This is a genomic window from Candidatus Binatia bacterium (genome assembly GCA_036493895.1).
Classification (GTDB): domain Bacteria; phylum Desulfobacterota; class Binatia; order UBA1149; family CAITLU01; genus DATNBU01.
Window position 1 is genome coordinate 260,118 of sequence record DASXOZ010000070.1, and the last position, 15,625, is coordinate 275,742.

At 68.6% G+C, this 15,625-nt stretch carries 13 protein-coding genes; all 13 read right to left on the reverse strand.

What is annotated here, in order from left to right; translation table 11 throughout:
- Nucleotides 1–110 precede the first annotated feature (110 nt).
- On the reverse strand, nt 111–1,208 hold the full coding sequence (gene lpxK / locus VGK20_16520) for a tetraacyldisaccharide 4'-kinase (protein ID HEY2775647.1): 1,098 nt from the start codon (nt 1,206–1,208) through the stop codon (nt 111–113).
- The gene (locus tag VGK20_16525; GenBank protein HEY2775648.1) at nt 1,205–2,500 is read right to left on the reverse strand and encodes a glycosyltransferase N-terminal domain-containing protein; all 1,296 of its coding nucleotides are present in this window, start codon (nt 2,498–2,500) and stop codon (nt 1,205–1,207) included. The genes lpxK and VGK20_16525 overlap by 4 nt, the downstream gene beginning before the upstream one ends.
- Nucleotides 2,497–3,228, reverse strand: coding sequence for a lysophospholipid acyltransferase family protein (locus VGK20_16530; protein ID HEY2775649.1), 732 nt, complete (start codon nt 3,226–3,228; stop codon nt 2,497–2,499). The genes VGK20_16525 and VGK20_16530 overlap by 4 nt, the downstream gene beginning before the upstream one ends.
- The gene (locus tag VGK20_16535) at nt 3,225–4,886 is read right to left on the reverse strand and encodes an ABC transporter transmembrane domain-containing protein (GenBank protein ID HEY2775650.1); all 1,662 of its coding nucleotides are present in this window, start codon (nt 4,884–4,886) and stop codon (nt 3,225–3,227) included. Before VGK20_16535 ends, VGK20_16530 begins: the two co-directional genes overlap by 4 nt.
- Before the next feature lie 80 nt (nt 4,887–4,966).
- On the reverse strand, nt 4,967–6,124 hold the full coding sequence (gene lpxB, locus VGK20_16540; GenBank protein ID HEY2775651.1) for a lipid-A-disaccharide synthase: 1,158 nt from the start codon (nt 6,122–6,124) through the stop codon (nt 4,967–4,969).
- Entirely contained in the window at nt 6,121–7,161 is a 1,041-nt protein-coding gene (locus VGK20_16545; GenBank protein ID HEY2775652.1) for a Gfo/Idh/MocA family oxidoreductase, read from the reverse strand. Before VGK20_16545 ends, lpxB begins: the two co-directional genes overlap by 4 nt.
- Nucleotides 7,154–8,044: a UDP-2,3-diacylglucosamine diphosphatase LpxI gene (lpxI, locus tag VGK20_16550; GenBank protein ID HEY2775653.1), complete on the reverse strand. Its 891-nt coding sequence runs from the start codon at nt 8,042–8,044 to the stop codon at nt 7,154–7,156. The genes VGK20_16545 and lpxI overlap by 8 nt, the downstream gene beginning before the upstream one ends.
- Nucleotides 8,041–8,820: an acyl-ACP--UDP-N-acetylglucosamine O-acyltransferase gene (gene lpxA / locus VGK20_16555; protein HEY2775654.1), complete on the reverse strand. Its 780-nt coding sequence runs from the start codon at nt 8,818–8,820 to the stop codon at nt 8,041–8,043. Before lpxA ends, lpxI begins: the two co-directional genes overlap by 4 nt.
- A 28-nt stretch (nt 8,821–8,848) precedes the next feature.
- Nucleotides 8,849–9,370, reverse strand: coding sequence for an OmpH family outer membrane protein (locus tag VGK20_16560; protein HEY2775655.1), 522 nt, complete (start codon nt 9,368–9,370; stop codon nt 8,849–8,851).
- Nucleotides 9,371–9,393: 23 nt separating this feature from the next.
- Entirely contained in the window at nt 9,394–11,937 is a 2,544-nt protein-coding gene (gene bamA / locus VGK20_16565) for an outer membrane protein assembly factor BamA (protein HEY2775656.1), read from the reverse strand.
- A complete protein-coding gene (locus VGK20_16570) occupies nt 11,937–12,647 on the reverse strand; it encodes an ABC transporter ATP-binding protein (protein ID HEY2775657.1) in 711 nt (236 codons plus the stop codon). Before VGK20_16570 ends, bamA begins: the two co-directional genes overlap by 1 nt.
- Nucleotides 12,640–13,884, reverse strand: a complete 1,245-nt coding sequence (locus VGK20_16575; GenBank protein HEY2775658.1) for an ABC transporter permease — start codon at nt 13,882–13,884, stop codon at nt 12,640–12,642. Before VGK20_16575 ends, VGK20_16570 begins: the two co-directional genes overlap by 8 nt.
- A gap of 38 nt (nt 13,885–13,922) precedes the next feature.
- On the reverse strand, nt 13,923–15,479 hold the full coding sequence (gene lysS, locus VGK20_16580) for a lysine--tRNA ligase (GenBank protein ID HEY2775659.1): 1,557 nt from the start codon (nt 15,477–15,479) through the stop codon (nt 13,923–13,925).
- Nucleotides 15,480–15,625: the final 146 nt, after the last annotated feature.

Sequence of the window (15,625 nt, forward strand, 5' to 3'; positions counted from 1 at the left end):
CGCAGACCTGCCAGAGCTGTTCGGGATCGCGGGCGGCATCAGGGAAGGTCCTCCGGCGGGACGCGCCGAAGCGCGGGAGCCGGCGATGATGCGTGGGGGCACGCGAGTGGTCAAGCGCCGCGGCCGGCGGCCGCGATGGTCTCGACGATGCGGTCGACGAGGGCATTTTCCTCGTCGAGCTCCATGGCGATGCGCAGCGCGACGAGCGGGCGAGCTCCCCGCGTGGGGCCCTCGCCGCCCGGCGGGGCGCCGAGCTTGACGAGGTCTTTTTCGGTCGTGACGACGAGGTCGGCCCCCGCCGACGCCTCTTCGATCTCCCGCCGGTCCGCGTCACCAAAGCGATAGTGGTCGCGGCGCAGCACCGTGTGCACGATCTCGGCGCCGCTCGTGCGCAGGCACGCCAGGAAGCGCGCCGGTCGCGCGATCGCAGCCACCGCGACGACGCGGCGCCCGCGCAGCGACGAAACGTCGTCGCCGCCCGGTGCAGCGACATCCGAGACCAGCGACACCGGCCTCGTGCGGGCGCGCGCCCTCGCAGCTGTCGTTGCCTGCCCGCGCGGCCCCGATCCGTCTTCGACCTGGATCACGACCGATGCCCGCGCCAGGGCTGCAACGCTCTCGCGCAGCGGACCGGCCGGGAGCAGGCGCTCGGAGGCTTCGTTCCCCGTAACGAGGACGATGTCGATGTCCCTGGCCAGCGCGCGGTGCTGGAAGCCGTCGTCGAGCACGAAGACGTCGAGAGGAAACGAGCGGGCCGCAAGCCGGCAGGCCGCAAGGCGATTGCTCCCGACGGCGACGGGCACGCCGGTGCGCAGCGCAAGCATCGTCGCCTCGTCACCGGCCCTTGCCGCCGCCTGCGGCGCGCACGCCGACTGCCTGTCCAGGACGAACGGCTGCGCCGATGAAGCATCCGATGCGTAGCCTCGCGTGACGATGCACGGCGCGAGCGACCGCGCGTGCAGCGCGGCGACGAGCCACGCGACGAACGGAGTCTTGCCGGCGCCTCCGACACGCAGGCTCCCGACGCTGACGACCGGCGCCGGAGCCCGCTCCGGCCGCGCGAGACCGAGGCGCCAGGCCGCATCGCGAAGACCAGCGGCGCCAGCGAACAGCAGCGAGGCCGGTGCCAATGCAGCCCTTGCGGCCCGTGCCAGGGGGGCGTGCGAGTACCAGAGCCTCTCGGCGAAATCGGCGTGCTCTTCGTTCATCGCCGCCGGCCTTCGAGCACCGGAGCCAGCGCTGTGACCGTCCGGGCGAGGGCGCCGCGGGCTTCGCGCAAAATGCGTGTGGCGGCAGCCAGTCGCTGCCGCATATCTTCTGATTTTTCGGCCGCTTCCGTCCAGAACTTCGCCAGTTCCTCGACGTTGCGGACGATGCGCAGGGCGCCGGCCGCACGAAGCATCGCGGCCTGGTCTTCGACATTGGAGATCAGCGGCCCCGTCGCGACCGGGCAACCGGCGACGACGGGCTCGAGAAGGTTGTGCCCCCCGGGACCGGCCGTGATGCTCCCGCCGACGAAGCAAGCATCGGCGCCTGCGTATGCCGCCCGCAGCAGGCCGAGGCGGTCGAGCACGACGATGTCCGCGCCGCCTGCGTCGGCCCTGCCTTGGCAGTCACTCCATTGGAAGACACCCGACGAGCGCGTGCGCGCAAGCGCCGCGACGTCTGCCGCCCTTTCGGGATGGCGCGGTGCGACGATCAGGCGCGCGCCGGGCACCTGCCCGCGCAGCATGTGGAACGCATCGAGCGCGAGTTGCTCTTCGCCGTCGTGCGTGGACGCGGCGAGGAACACGGGCCGCGCGGAATCACGCACGAGCAGAGGAGAAAGCGCCGAAGCGTCGGCGGGAAGGGCAAGGTCGAACTTGATGTTGCCCGTGACCTCGACGGCCGACTCGCGTGCGCCGAGAGCCTTCCAGCGGCCGGCAGCTTCGTCGTCCCTGGCGCAGATCTTCGCGACGCCGTCGAGCAGCGGCCCGACCAAGGGCGCAAGACGCCGGTACCGCGGGAAGCTGCGCTCGGAGATCCTCGCGTTGGCGACCGCGACCGGAACGCCGCGACGAGCGAGGATGCGAAGCGTCTCGGGCCAGATTTCCGTCTCGACGATGACGAGGGCGCGCGGCGCGCCGGCCTCGAGAATCCTGTTGAGATACGGAGCGTAATCGAGCGGGAAGTAATGGGCTTCGACACTTTGATTTGCAGTGGCGCGCGCGCGACCCGTCGCAGTCGTCGCCGTCATCACGACCGAGGCGCCGCCAAGATGCGGGGCCAGCGCCGAGGCCAGCGCCAGGCCGATCTCCGTCTCCCCGTACGATGCCGCATGAATCCACAGCCAGGCGCTTCCCGCCTGCCGCCGCCAGATCCACTCGCCTCTTCGCTCGGCGCCGCGCAGCGCCTTTTCGCCGCGGGCAAACGGTTGCGAAGCTGCGCACGCTGCGCCGGCAACGGCGACTGCCGCCGTCCACGCGGCACGCATCCAGGCGCCGGCCAGGCGACTGCTCACGTCTCTTCGACCTCGCGGCGGCCGGCAAGGCGGTCGGCTTCGGCGGTGATGCGCCGCAGCGTGCTTTCGAGCCGGCTGCGGATCTCCTCGCGCTCGTCGCCTCGACTTGCCCGTCCCGCCGCGCCGGCCTGCAGCGGCTCGCCGACGACGAGGACCATGCGTGCGAAAGGATACGGCAGCAGCATCCGGTCCCAGGTCGGCAGGCGCCAGCCGTGCGAGCAGCTGACCGCCATCGGGAACAACGGGGCTCCGGTAGCGATGGCGAGCTCGGCCGCGCCACCCTTGGCGATGCCTGCCGGGCCGCGCGGGCCGTCGGGGATCAGTGCGACGTCGCGGCCTCGCCGGCTCGCACGCACGAGACCGAGCACTCCGGCGACGGCGCCGCGGCTCGAAGATCCGCGCGTCGACTCGATGCCGAAGCGAGCGAGCGCGCGCGAGATGATCTCGCCGTCGCGGTGCGTGCTGTTCATGATCGACGCGCCGCGACCCCGGTACGCGAGCGGAAGCATGATCGAGCGGCCGTGCCAGAACGCCATCAGCACCGGCTCTCCGGCGCTCCAGCGGCGTTCGAGGTCGGCGGACCCACGCCGCGTCCAGCGCAGCGTGGCGCCGAGCAGCGCGAGCACGAGCCAGATTGCGAACGAAGCCGCTGCGATCTCGGCGCGCGCCAGCAGATCGAAACGGCGCAGCCCTCTTGCCGCGCGCGAGTCGCTCACGCGGCGGCTCACGCAGGGCTCTCGCCGAGCAGCTGAAGCTCGTGAAGGCGCTTGTACAACGAGCCTTTCTCGAGAAGCTCGCCGTGGGTTCCGGATCCGACGATGCGGCCGTCCTCGACGACGAGGATGCGGTCGGCGCGGCGAACGGTAGAAAGCCTGTGCGCGATGACCAGTGTCGTGCGGCCCGTCATCAGACTCTCGACGGCGGCCTGCACCGCATGCTCGGATTCCGAGTCCAGCGCGCTCGTCGCCTCGTCGAGGATCAGCACCGGCGCGTCCTTCAAAAGAGCCCGCGCAATCGCGAGGCGCTGGCGCTGCCCTCCCGACAGCTGCACGCCCATCTCGCCGATCACCGTGTCGTAGCCCGCGGGAAGCTTCTCGATGAACTCGTGCGCGAACGCAGCCTTGGCCGCTTCGATGATCCCGGCATCGTCCGCCTCGCTGCTTCCGTACGCAATATTGGCGCGCACCGTGTCGTTGAATAGGTACGTCTGCTGGGTGACGACCGAGACGAGAGCGCGAAGCGCCGCCAGGTCGAGGTCGCGAAGGTCGACTCCGTCGAGCGTGACGCGGCCGCCTGTCACTTCGTAGAAGCGCGGGATCAGGTCGGCGATCGTCGACTTTCCTCCGCCACTCGGCCCAACGAGAGCAACGGCTTCGCCGGCACGGATCTCGAACTCGACGTCGTGCAGCACCTCGATGCTCTGGTACGCGAAGGACACTGCCTCGAAACGGATCGCCTCGCGAAGCGCCGTCACTTTGAGGCCGCTGCCGGCGCTGCCGTCGTCCTCCTCGGCCTCGTCGAGCAGCGCGAAGATGCGTTCGGCGGCGCCGAGCCCGGCCTGCACGATGTTGTTGGTGCGCGCGAGCTTCTTGAAGGGATCGTAGATCAGCACGAGCGTCGTCATGAACGCGAGAAAGCCGCCGGCCGTGCGCCCGCCGGCGAACACCGAGCCGCCGCCGAACCAGAGCGCCCCTGCAATGCCGAACGCCGCCAGCACCTCGGTCATCGGCGCCGTGAACGCGCCGATGCGCGCAGCTTTCAGGTGCAGGCGCCGCAGCCGCCGGTTCTCGCCTTCGAAGCGGCGTGTCTCGTAAGCCTGCATGCCGAACGACTTGACGACGCGGGAAGCCTGCACCGTCTCCAGCAGCAGCGCCGAGACGTCGCCGAGAGTGTCCAGGCCGCGGCGCGACAGCGTGCGCATGCGTCGCGACAATCTCTGGATCGGAAGGACGATCACCGGCAGGACGACGAACGCAATGACCGAGAGCGCCGCGTCCAGGTGGAACGCGACTGCGATGAGCACGAGCATCGTCGTAAGGTCGCGGATCAGCGAAGCGGCACCTTCGGTCAGCGCCTGGCGCACGGCCAGCACGTCGCTCGTCATGCGCGAGACGATCTGCGCGGAGGTCGTGCGGTCGAAGAACGAGATCGGAAGGCGCTGGACCTTCTCCTGCAGTCGCGCGCGAATGTCGTAGACGATGCTCTCGCCCACCCAGTCTCCGAGGTAGGACTGGCCGAAATTCATTCCCGCCCGCGCGAGGAAGACGACGATGATCAGCGCAGGCAACAGGGCGAGCATGTGCTCGTCGCGGCGGCTGAAGACGTCGTCGATCAGGCCGCGCACGAGCCACGGCACCAGGCCCGACATGCCGCTGTAGGCGATCATGCACGCCAGCGCCGCGGCGAAATGCGGCCACAGGTAAGGCCGCAGGTACGCGACGAGCCGACCGATGGTGGCGCGCGTGCTCAGGCGACGAGCTCCAGGGCGAGCGCCGCGGCGCGGTCGGCGGCGCCGGGGCGGACGAGCAACGCGCGGATCTCGGCAAAGTCGGCCCGCATGCGCTCGCGCAGCGGCGCGTCTTCGAGGATTCGCGACAATTCTTCGCGCATTGCCTGAGGTTCGGCTTCGTCCTGGACGAGCTCGCAGACGACGCGGCGGCCGAGCAGCAGGTTCGGCATCGCGATGAACGGCACGCGCACGAGGCGGCGCGCCACGGAGTAGCTGAGCGCAGACATCCGGTAGGCCACGACCATCGGGCAGCCGACCAGCGCGCATTCGAGCGTTGCGGTACCGGAGGTCACCAGCGCCGCGTCGGCCGCCGCCAGCAGATTGTAGGTGTCGCCGCGCCGGCACGCGACATGGGCGGCTGCGGCCGGGTTGCGCGCTTTCCAGGCGTCGACGATGCCGGAAACGAGGCCGGAAGCGAGCGCCGGAGCTTCGGCGATCACGGCCGAGACGCTTCCGAGGCCGCTGGTCGCGTCGAGCATCCGCGGCAGCATCGCCTCGATCTCGCGGCGGCGGCTGCCCGGAAGAAGCGCAACGAGACGACGGCCTTCGGCGATCCCGAGTTCGCGGCGCGTCTCGTCTCGAGGACGACTGGGCGCGACGGCTTCGGCCAGAGGATGGCCGACGAAGTGCGCGTCGATGCCGTGCGACCGGTAGATGTCGGCCTCGAACGGGAAGAGCACGAGCATGCGTCGCACGCTTTTGGCAATGGCGTCGATGCGCCCCTGCCTCCACGCCCAGACTTGCGGACTGACGTAGTAGAACACCGGCACTCCCGCGCGCGAAGCCGTCTTGCAGAGCGGGAGGTTGAAATCGGGAAAGTCGATCGGGATGAACAGGTCGGGGGCGCCGTCCGCCCCGCCGCCGCGAAGCTCGCGGCGAAGCCGGCGATGCGCGCCGACGACGCGAACGATCTCGCGCCCGAGCTCCGAAAAACCCATGACGCTCAGCTCGGCGGTGTCGATGATGGTCTCGACGCCTGCTTCGCGCATCGCGGCACCGCCGGCACCGTAGAGGTGCAATCCGGGATCGGCGCGAAGCAACGATGCTGCGAGCGCGCCGCCGAGTGCGTCTCCCGACGCCTCGCCGGCGACCATGAGTATGCGGCGGCGCTTCATGGCACCGGGTCGGCACCCGGCGCCGCGCCCGGATCATGTGCCGCCGCTTCGGCCGCCACGGCGCTGCGCACCCGTTCGGCCATGGCGAGCGCCACCAGCGCGTCGCGGCCGCTGACCGCCGCGTCACTGCGCGACGACCGGCTTTGCGCGACGCCGGAGCCCGGCGCGATCGCCCGCACCGCGTCGACGAAGGCGCGGATTTCGTCGCGGAGCGGATCGGCATCTTCGGCGAAGCTGCGCTCCTCGACCTCAATCGCATCCATCGGTGCCGCCGGGTCGATCGCCGCGCCGGGCCTTCTTTTGACGATGCGCAGGCTTCGCGCATCGAAATCGACGGCGACGTATGCGTCCTCCTGGAAGATGCGCAGCCTTCGTTCCCTTTTGAGCGACACACGGCTGGCGGTCACGTTGGCAATCGCCCCGCCTTCGAAGCGGAGCCTCGCGTTGGCGATGTCGGCATGGTCGCTGAGCACGGGGACACCGATCGCTTCGACGTGGACGAGCGGCCGACCGACGACGAAGGCAATCAGGTCGAGATCGTGGATCATCACGTCGAACACGACGTCGGTGTCCGACCCGCGGCCCGCGAACGGTGACAGGCGGTGGCATTCGATGAAGCGCGGGTGGCCGGCGATCTGCGGAAGATCCGCGAAGGCGGGGTTGAAACGCTCGAGGTGCCCGACCTGCAGCAGCACGCCCGCCTTCTCGGCCGCATCGACGATCGCGCGCGCGCCGTCGAACGTCGCGGCCAGTGGTTTTTCGACCAGTACGTGGACGCCGTGGTCGATCGCGACGCGCGCGACTTCCGCGTGCGTGGCCGTCGTCGTCGCGATGCTCGCGCAGTCGGCCTGGCCGAGAAGGGCATCGAGCGATTCCCACGCGCGGCAGCCGAGGCGCGCGGCAACTCCGGCCGCGCGCGCCGAATCGATGTCGTGGACGCCGACGAGCTCGACTCCGGCCGCCTCCGCGTATTTCGCAGCGTGAAGGCTGCCCAGGTGCCCGGCGCCGATGACTGCGGCGCGCACGCGATCAGTCATCGCTCAGGCCTGCGACTGCGCCGCTTCTCGTGCAGCCCAGCACTGCAATGCCGGCCTGGGACGCGGCTGTGGCGAGCGCTTCGCGCTCGAGCAGCAGCGTCGCGCCGGCTTCGATCGCCAGCACCGCGGCACGGGCTTCGACCATCGTCGCGATCGTGGCGGGGCCAACCGCCGGAACGTCAAAGCGCATGTCCTGGCCGTGCTTGGACATCTTGATGACGGCGGCTCCCCCGCGTCCGAGCTTTCCCGCGCGTTTCACCGCCTCGTCGGTACCTTCGACGGCCTCGACCGCGAGCACGACGCCGCGCTCGACGATGACGCTCTGGCCGACGTCCACCGAGCCGATGGCTTCGAGGACGCGGCAACCGGTGCGCACGTCGGCCAGGGCCTGGGACGACGGTTTCGGCCCGGCAAGGCGTCCGGGCGTTGCCAGCAGGCGTTCTAGGAACAGCGTGGAAGGAACCACTTCGATTCGTTCTTTTTCCAGCTCTGTCGCAAGCGCTCTCAGCAGGGCGTCGTCGCCGTGGCCACCGGCGCGGATCGCGCGGCGCAGGAACAGCATCCCGCGAAGATCGGGACGGATCTGCGACAGCGAGCGGATCTTGTCGATGCCGCCGGCCATCACGGCGCGCGAGGCGCCTGCCTTGCGCAGCGCGCGGATCAGGTGGCCGAGCTGGCCGACGCGCACCCAGACGAGCTCGTCGACTTCGCCCTCGATGGCCTCGTCCGTCTCTCCGCGGTGCGCGACGGCCGCGACGCGAAGCCCGCGCGCCCGCGCCTCGCGAGCGAACATCAGCGGAAAGCTGCCGTTGCCGGCAATGAGCCCGATCGTCTCGGGCGCACCCGGACTGCCGGGTGCGCCGGCTTCGCGCGGGCCGCTCATCGGCAGATTCCGCGCTGGGACTGCTCGATGAAGCGCACGAGGCTGGCCACGCACGGCTCGCTGTCGGCTTCGGCCCTGAGCTCCTCGAGCGCGTCCGCAAGCCGCATGCCCGAGCGGAAGATGGTGCGGTACGCCGAGCGCAGCGCCGCGATCGTCGCGGCCGAAAAGCCGCGGCGACGAAGCCCGATCACGTTGAGCCCGTGCAGCACGGCGCGGTCGCCCGCCGCCATGCAGTACGGTGCGATGTCGAGCGTGACCATCGCGCCTCCGCCGAGGATCGCCGACTCGCCGATGCGCACGAACTGGTGGATCGCCACCAGCCCGCCGACGATCGCATGGTCTTCGATCGTCACGTGGCCTGCCAGCGTCGCGCCGTTGGCCATCACCACGTGGTCACCGACCAGGCAGTCGTGGGCAACGTGCGAGTACGCCATGTAGATGCCGCGGCTGCCGACGCGGGTGACGCCGCCTCCGTGTTCGGTCGCGCGGTTCATCGTGACGAACTCGCGGATGATGTTCTCGTCGCCGATCTCCAGGCGCGTCGGGCTGCCCTGGTACTTGAGATCCTGGGGAGGGCTGCCGATCGAGGCCTGGCCGATGATGCGGTTGCGCGCACCGATCGTGACCAGGCCGTCGATGACGACGTGCGGGCCGATCTCGGTGTCGGCGCCGACGTCGGCTCCGCCGCCGATCACGCAGTAGGGACCGACGGTGACGCCGTCGCCGAGCCTGGCAGCAGGATCGACGACGGCGGTGGGATGAATGCGGGCGCTCACAGCGGGGCGACCACCGCCCGGGTTCCCGTCAGAGGGACTTGTCCGCGAGCTGGATCACTTCGTCGGTGATGTCGGCCTTGTGCGAGATGTACAGCAGCGTGCCGGCATCCAGGACGAGGTCGTAGTTGTTGTCCTTGGCGAACTTCTCGATGACGGTGCGGAACTTGGTCATCATGTCGCCCTCGATCTGCTGGCGCGTCTTGTCGAAGTCCTGCTGGGCGTCTTCCTTCATGCGCTTGGCGTCGGTCAGCTGCTTGTCGTACTCCTCGCTCAGCTTGGCCTTCTCTTCGTCGTTGAGCACGGCCATCCGCTTCTGGATGTCCTCCTGCAGCTTCTTCACATCGTCGGCTTTCTTCTGCAGCGACTTCTCGGCGGCGTCGGCCTTGGCCTTGAGCTTGGCGCTGGCCTCTTTTCCCAGCTTGCTCTCGGAAAGCAGCTTCGGCGTGACGATGTAGCCGATCTTCAGGTCGGCGGCCGAGGCCGGCCGCGCACCTGCGAGCATCGCGGCGGCCAGCACCGCGACGGTCGAAATCACAATCCTCTTCTTCATGGGTTCTCCTGTGGGCAGTTGGATCAGTACGGGGTGCCGAACGAGAACAGCACCAGCTGCGTCTGGTCGTTCGACTTGGAGTTGAGAGGGAAGCCGATTTCGATGCGCAGCGGCCCGAAGGGCGACAGCCAGCGAAGACCGAGTCCAGCCGCCAGGCGCAGCTCGCCGAGATCGATGCCGGAGTTGTTGGACCAGGCGTTGCCGGCGTCGAAGAACACGACGCCCTTGACCCCGGCGTCAGGGATGATCGGGAAGATGATCTCGTTGTTGAGGATGAGCTGGCTGCTGCCGCCGATCGCGCTGGAGATGCATTTGTTGCCGCCCTGCGTCCCGGGTCCGCCCTGCCCGTCCGTCGGGTCGCACCAGGATTCGCGGGGACCGAGCGTTCGCGTCTCGAAGCCTCGTACCGTGTTGATGCCGCCGGGGAAGTAGCGCTCGGAAAGCGGCAACTCCTCGCCGGAGGTGCCGCCGTTGCCCCAGCCCCATCCGAAGCTGCCGGCCACCGAGTAGACCAGCTTCCATCCGGCCTCCGACTTGTAGACGGGGAAGTACCAGCGCGATGTCACGTCGCCCTTGGTGAACTTGTTCTCGCCGCCGAGGCCCGCGAACTCGCCCGAGATCGTGTTGATCGAACCCTCGGTCGGATCGAACGGCTGGTCGATGGTGTTGCGTACGATGGACGGGCGGATGCTGCTCGTCAGCTTGGTGCCTTCCTCGATCGTCACGCTCGGCGGCGCATGGATGGAGACGCCGTCGATGACCGTGTTCTCGAGGCGGTACTCGACGCCGGCGCGGATGTCGTCGAGCGAGGCGCCGAGCAGGCTGCGCAGCCCGAGCTCCCACAGCGGGTAGCTCGCGCGCAGCGACATGCCGGTGCCGCCGCGTCGGAAATCGCTGAACTCGTAGCTCCAGTTGAACGCGTCGATGCCGAGCGACAGCGGGATGTCGAAGGCCCACGGCTCCTCGAACCCGAGGCGGTAGTTTCGCCGCCGCGAGCCGAAGTCGACGTTGGCAGTGGCCGTCTGGTCGCGGCCGAACAGGTTGCGCTCGGTGATGCGCGCGTTGGCCAGCAGCGCGTCTTCGGAGCTGAAACCCGCGCCGGCCGAGAAGGTGCCGGTGCGGCCTTCCTTGACGTCGACGGCGAGGTTGACCTGGTCGGGCTTGTCGGTCTTCGTGCTCTCGACCTTGACGTCGTCGAAGATCCCGAGACGCTTGACGCGCGCCGTGCCCTGGCGCAGACCCTTGCCGCTGAACTGCTGCCCTTCCTGCTGGCGGAGCTCGCGGCGCACGACTTCATCGCGCGTCTTGGTGTTGCCGCGCACCTCGATGCGATTGACCGACACGACCGGCCCGGCCGTCATCTTGAAGCCGATGTCGACGGTCTTGCTGTCCTCGTGCACGTCGGTCAGCGGAATCGCCTCGGCAAAAGCGCGGCCGAGGTCGCCGTAGGCCTCCGTCACGTTGAAGATCGATTCGCGAAGACGACTCGGCTTGAAGATCTCGCCGGTGTTCAGCCCCGACGCCTTGATGAGCTTGGCCTGGTCCTCGAGCACCTCGCCTTCGAAGTGGACCTTGCCGACGCGGTACTGGGCGCCTTCCTCGATGCGAACGGTCAGGAACAGGTCGTCGTCCTTGCGCGTGACGTCGATGTCGTCGACGCGCACCTGGATGTAGCCGCTGTCGTAGTACAGCGCGGTCAGGCGGTCGACGTCGGTGCGCAGCTCCTCTTCCTTGAGGATGCCGGAACCGGTGAACCACGAGAGGATCCACTTGCGACGCGACGTCATCACGCGCCGCAGCTTGGCGTGCGTGAACTCGTGGACACCTTCGAACTGGACGTCCTTGATCAGGACCTTTTTCTTCTCGTCGATGCCGTAGTGGACGGTGACGGTGCCGTCGGGCTGCGTGACGAGGTCGTAGTGGATCTCGGCGTCGGGATAGCCCTTGCCGGCGTAAACCTTCTTGGCCTCGCGAAGCCCTTCCCAGGCCTTCTGCGGATCGAACACCGTTCGCGGGCGGATGCCGATCACGGCCTCGAGGTCGGCCTTCTCGACGTGGTCGTTGCCCTCGTACTCGACCTTGCCGACGTAGGGCCTTTCCTGCACGTGGTAGACCAGCGTGACGCCGCCCGGGGACGGCTCGGTCGTGACCCAGACGTTCTCGAAGAAGCCCATCCGGTAAATGGCCTTGACGTCGAGATCGGTGGCGGTTTCGTCGAGCTCGACACCGACCGGATGCGTGATGTGGATGCGGATCGCCGATTCGTCGACGCGCTTGAAGCCCTCGACGTGAACGCCCTTGACGATGGGGCGCGCCGCCGGGGGCGGAGCCTTGACCGCGGGCTTGGCCGGGCCGGGCCGAGCCGCCGGCTTGGCAGCAGCCGGCTTCGCCGATGGCTTCGGCGCGGGCTTGCCCGCGGGCGCCGCGGCGGGCGCAGCAGGTTTGGATGCGGCCGGGGCCGGAGCGACGGCCGCTGCACCACCTTCCTCGCCGACGGCTCCTGCCGGCAACGCTGCGAGCAGGATCACGGCGGCCGCGAGGGCAGCGCTTCGAATCGTGGGAAGCATCAGGACCACCGGCCCTCCTTCAACACGCCATTCTCCATTCGTAGCGTCCGGTCGAGCATCCCGGCCAGAGTGGAGTTGTGCGTAGCCACGATCAGCGCCGCGCCTTCTTCCTTCTGAACGTCGCGCAGCAGGCGGTGCACTTCTTCGGCCGTCCCGGGATCGAGGTTGCCGGTCGGCTCGTCGGCAAGCACCACCGAAGGATGCGCAGCCAGAGCCCTGGCCACCGCCACCCGCTGCTGCTCGCCTCCCGAAAGCTCGCCCGGCCTGTGGTCGAGGCGGTGCCCGAGCCCCACCCTTTCCAGGATGGCCAGCGCCCGCTTGCGCGCGGCCGAACGGGAAGAGCCGGTGACGAGCAGCGGCATCATCACGTTTTCGAGGGCATCAAAGTCGCCGAGCAAATGATGAAACTGGAACACGAACCCGATGTCCTTTCCTCGCAGCGCGGTGCGTTCCCGCGCTGCGAGCCCGTACAGGTCGATCCCTCCGACCTTGACTGTGCCGCCGTCCGGCCTGTCGAGCCCTCCGAGCAGGTGCAGCAGCGTGCTCTTGCCCGTTCCCGACTCGCCGATCACCGCGAGCGATTCCCCCGCAGCCACGGCCAGGCAGACGCCCTTCAGCACCTCGATGACCTTGCGCTTGTCATCGTAGCGGCGCTCCAGGCCATCGGCCTCGATGGCCGGGACCGACTTGGCGGCGGCGGCGTCACTCATAGCGCAGCACGTCCACCGGCACGACCCGCGACGCCTTCCAGGCCGGGAAAAGGCACGCACCGAGGCAGATGACCATCGACGCGCCGACGACCATCGCGAAGTTCATCGGCTCCATCCGGATCGGCAGCGTCTTTACGTAAAATACGCCCTCCGGCAGATGGATGAACTCGTAGTGGCTGAGCGCGAGGCAGCCCAGCCATCCGAACAGGGCCCCGAGCCCGGTCCCGACCCCGCCGATCAGCAGGCCCTTCATGACGAAAATGCGGGCGATACTGGCGTCGTCGGCACCCATCGTCTTCAGCACCGCGATGTCGCGCCGCTTCTCCATGACGACCATGTACAGCGTCGAGACGATCGTGAACGCGGCGACCAGGATGATCAGCAGCAGCACCAGGAAGTAGGCGGTCTTCTCGAGCTTGAGGGCCGCGAACACGTTTCGGTGGGCTTCGGTCCACGGCTCGACCCAGTACGGAGCCCCGATCGTGCGGTTGAGGTCTTCGGCCACCTCGGGCGCCTTGTTCGGGTCCTTGAGGCGCGCTTCGACGCCGGTGGCGATCTGCCCGACGCCGAACAGCGCCCGCGCGTCGTCGATGCCGAGGAAGACCAGGGCCGCGTCGTACTCGACCATGCCCGAATCGAACAGGGCCGTGACGACGACGCGGCGGCTGCGCGGCAGTGCCCCCATCGGACTGGCCGAGAAGCGCGGCGACATCAGCCGGATCGTGTCGCCCCTTTCGACCAGCAGCTTGCTCGCCAGCTCGCGCCCGATCATGACCGTCGGAAGATCGGCGTCTTCGACGGTGACGTGCTTGCCGACATCATCGAGAGAGCCCTCGACGACGTATTTCTCGATGCCGGCTGTGCTGCTCTTGGACTTGGGATCGATGCCTCGCGCGAACACGCCGAGCAGGGTGTCGCCCACTGTCACCAGCATCTGCGACTGCACGACGGCGGCCGCATCCTCGACGCGCGGATCGTTCTTGAGCGCCGCGACGATGTCGTCGGGCTTGTCGATGATGCCGCTGCCGAGGTGGCTGCTGACGCGAAGGTGCGGATGCAGCCCGAGGATGCGCGCACGAAGGTCTTCCTCGAAGCCCGTCATGATTGCCAGCGTCATCGTCAGCACCATGACGCCGAGCAGCACGCCGAGCGTCGAGATCAGCGTGATGACCGAGACGAACGCTTCGCTTCGGCGCGAGCGAAGGTAACGCAGGCCGACGAACAGCTCCCACGACATCGCGCGTCTCCGCCTGCCGGTGATGGGCCGGGCTCCGGCTACTCGGCCGGTCGGCCGCGGCCCTCTTGCCGCTGGGACGTTTCGTGGCGAAGGTGTGGAAAGAACAGCACGTCGCGGATCGACGGCGAATCGGTCAGCAGCATCACCAGGCGGTCGATGCCGATGCCCTCTCCAGCCGTCGGAGGAAGTCCGACCTCCAGGGCGCGAACGTAGTCCTCGTCGAAGTCGCTCGCCTCCTCGTCGCCGGCCTCGCGCCGGCGAAGCTGGTCGAGGAACCTCTGGTGCTGGTCCTCGGGGTCGTTCAGCTCGGAAAAACCATTGGCGATCTCGCGCCCTGCCACGTACAGCTCGAAGCGGTCGACGAAGCGAGGGTCGCGGTCGCTGCGGCGCGCCAGCGGCGAGATCTCGATCGGAAAGCCGGTGATGAACGTCGGCTGGATGAGATCCTTCTCACAGGTGGCTTCGAACACGTCGGCGAGAAGACCGAGGCCGGGCTGCCTCTTCTTCGCGTCGATGCCGAGACGGTCGGCGGCGGCCTCCAGCACGTTTCGTTCCAACGCCTGCTCGCGCGATACGCCGAGCGCGCCGGCAACGGCGTCGGTCATGTCGATGCGGCGCATCGGCGCCGAGAAATCGAGGACCTCTCCGCAGTAGGAAACCTTCTCGCTCCCCGTCACCTCGACGGCGAGGCTCGAAAGCATCCGCTCGGTCAGCGCAATCAGGTCCTCGTACGTGGCCCACGCCTGGTAGAACTCGCACATCGTGAACTCGGGGTTGTGCTGCAGCGAAATCCCCTCGTTGCGGAACATGCGCCCGAGCTCGAAGACGCGCTCCATGCCGCCGACGACGAGCCGCTTCAGGTACAGCTCCGGCGCGATGCGCATGTACAGGTCCATCGACAGCGCGTTGTGGTGCGTGACGAACGGACGCGCCGCCGCGCCGCCGGCGATCGGCTGCAGCAGCGGCGTCTCGACTTCGAGGTAACCCTCGTCGCCGAGGAAGCGGCGCAGCGCAGCGATGATCTGCGCGCGGCGGCGGAACGTGCGCCGCACGTCGTCGTTGACGATCAGGTCGAGGTAGCGCTGGCGGTAGCGCGCCTCCTTGTCGACCAGGCCGTGCCACTTCTCCGGAAGCGGCCTCAGCGACTTGACGAGCAGCCTCAAGCTGTCGAGGCGAAGCGTCAGCTCTCCGGTGCGGGTGCGGAACAGCCGACCGCAGGCACCGACGATGTCCCCGGCGTCCAGGCGCCTGGCGACGTCGTAACCTTCCTCACCGAGCTCGGCGCGGCTGACGAAGAGCTGGAGGGAGCCGGAGCCGTCCTGGAGCTTCAAGAACTTGGTCTTGCCGAAATCGCGGATCGCGACGATGCGGCCGCCGAGGCGGTAGACGCCGCTTCGCGCTTCGACCTGCTCTCCCGCAAGGTCGCCGAACCCGGCAATGAGCGACTCGCAGCTGGCATCGGGCTTGAAATCGTTGGGGAAGGCGCTGCCGCCGGCGCGAAGCTCGGCCAGTTTCGCCCGGCGCACCCGCACCTGCTCGCTCTGGCGAGCGGCCGTCTGGGCATCGCTTGGGGCTGCTGCGTTTTCGTCCGACATGGCCCGCAGACCGAAGAAAAAGCGCGGATCCCGGCCCGAAGAGCGGCAGGAGGCGCGCAGGGCCGTATCGTGCAAGCCCCGGGCAGAGTCAACTGCATGGACTGTGCAAGTGCGCGCAAAACTTGAACTTCTGCACGGGCTTCTCT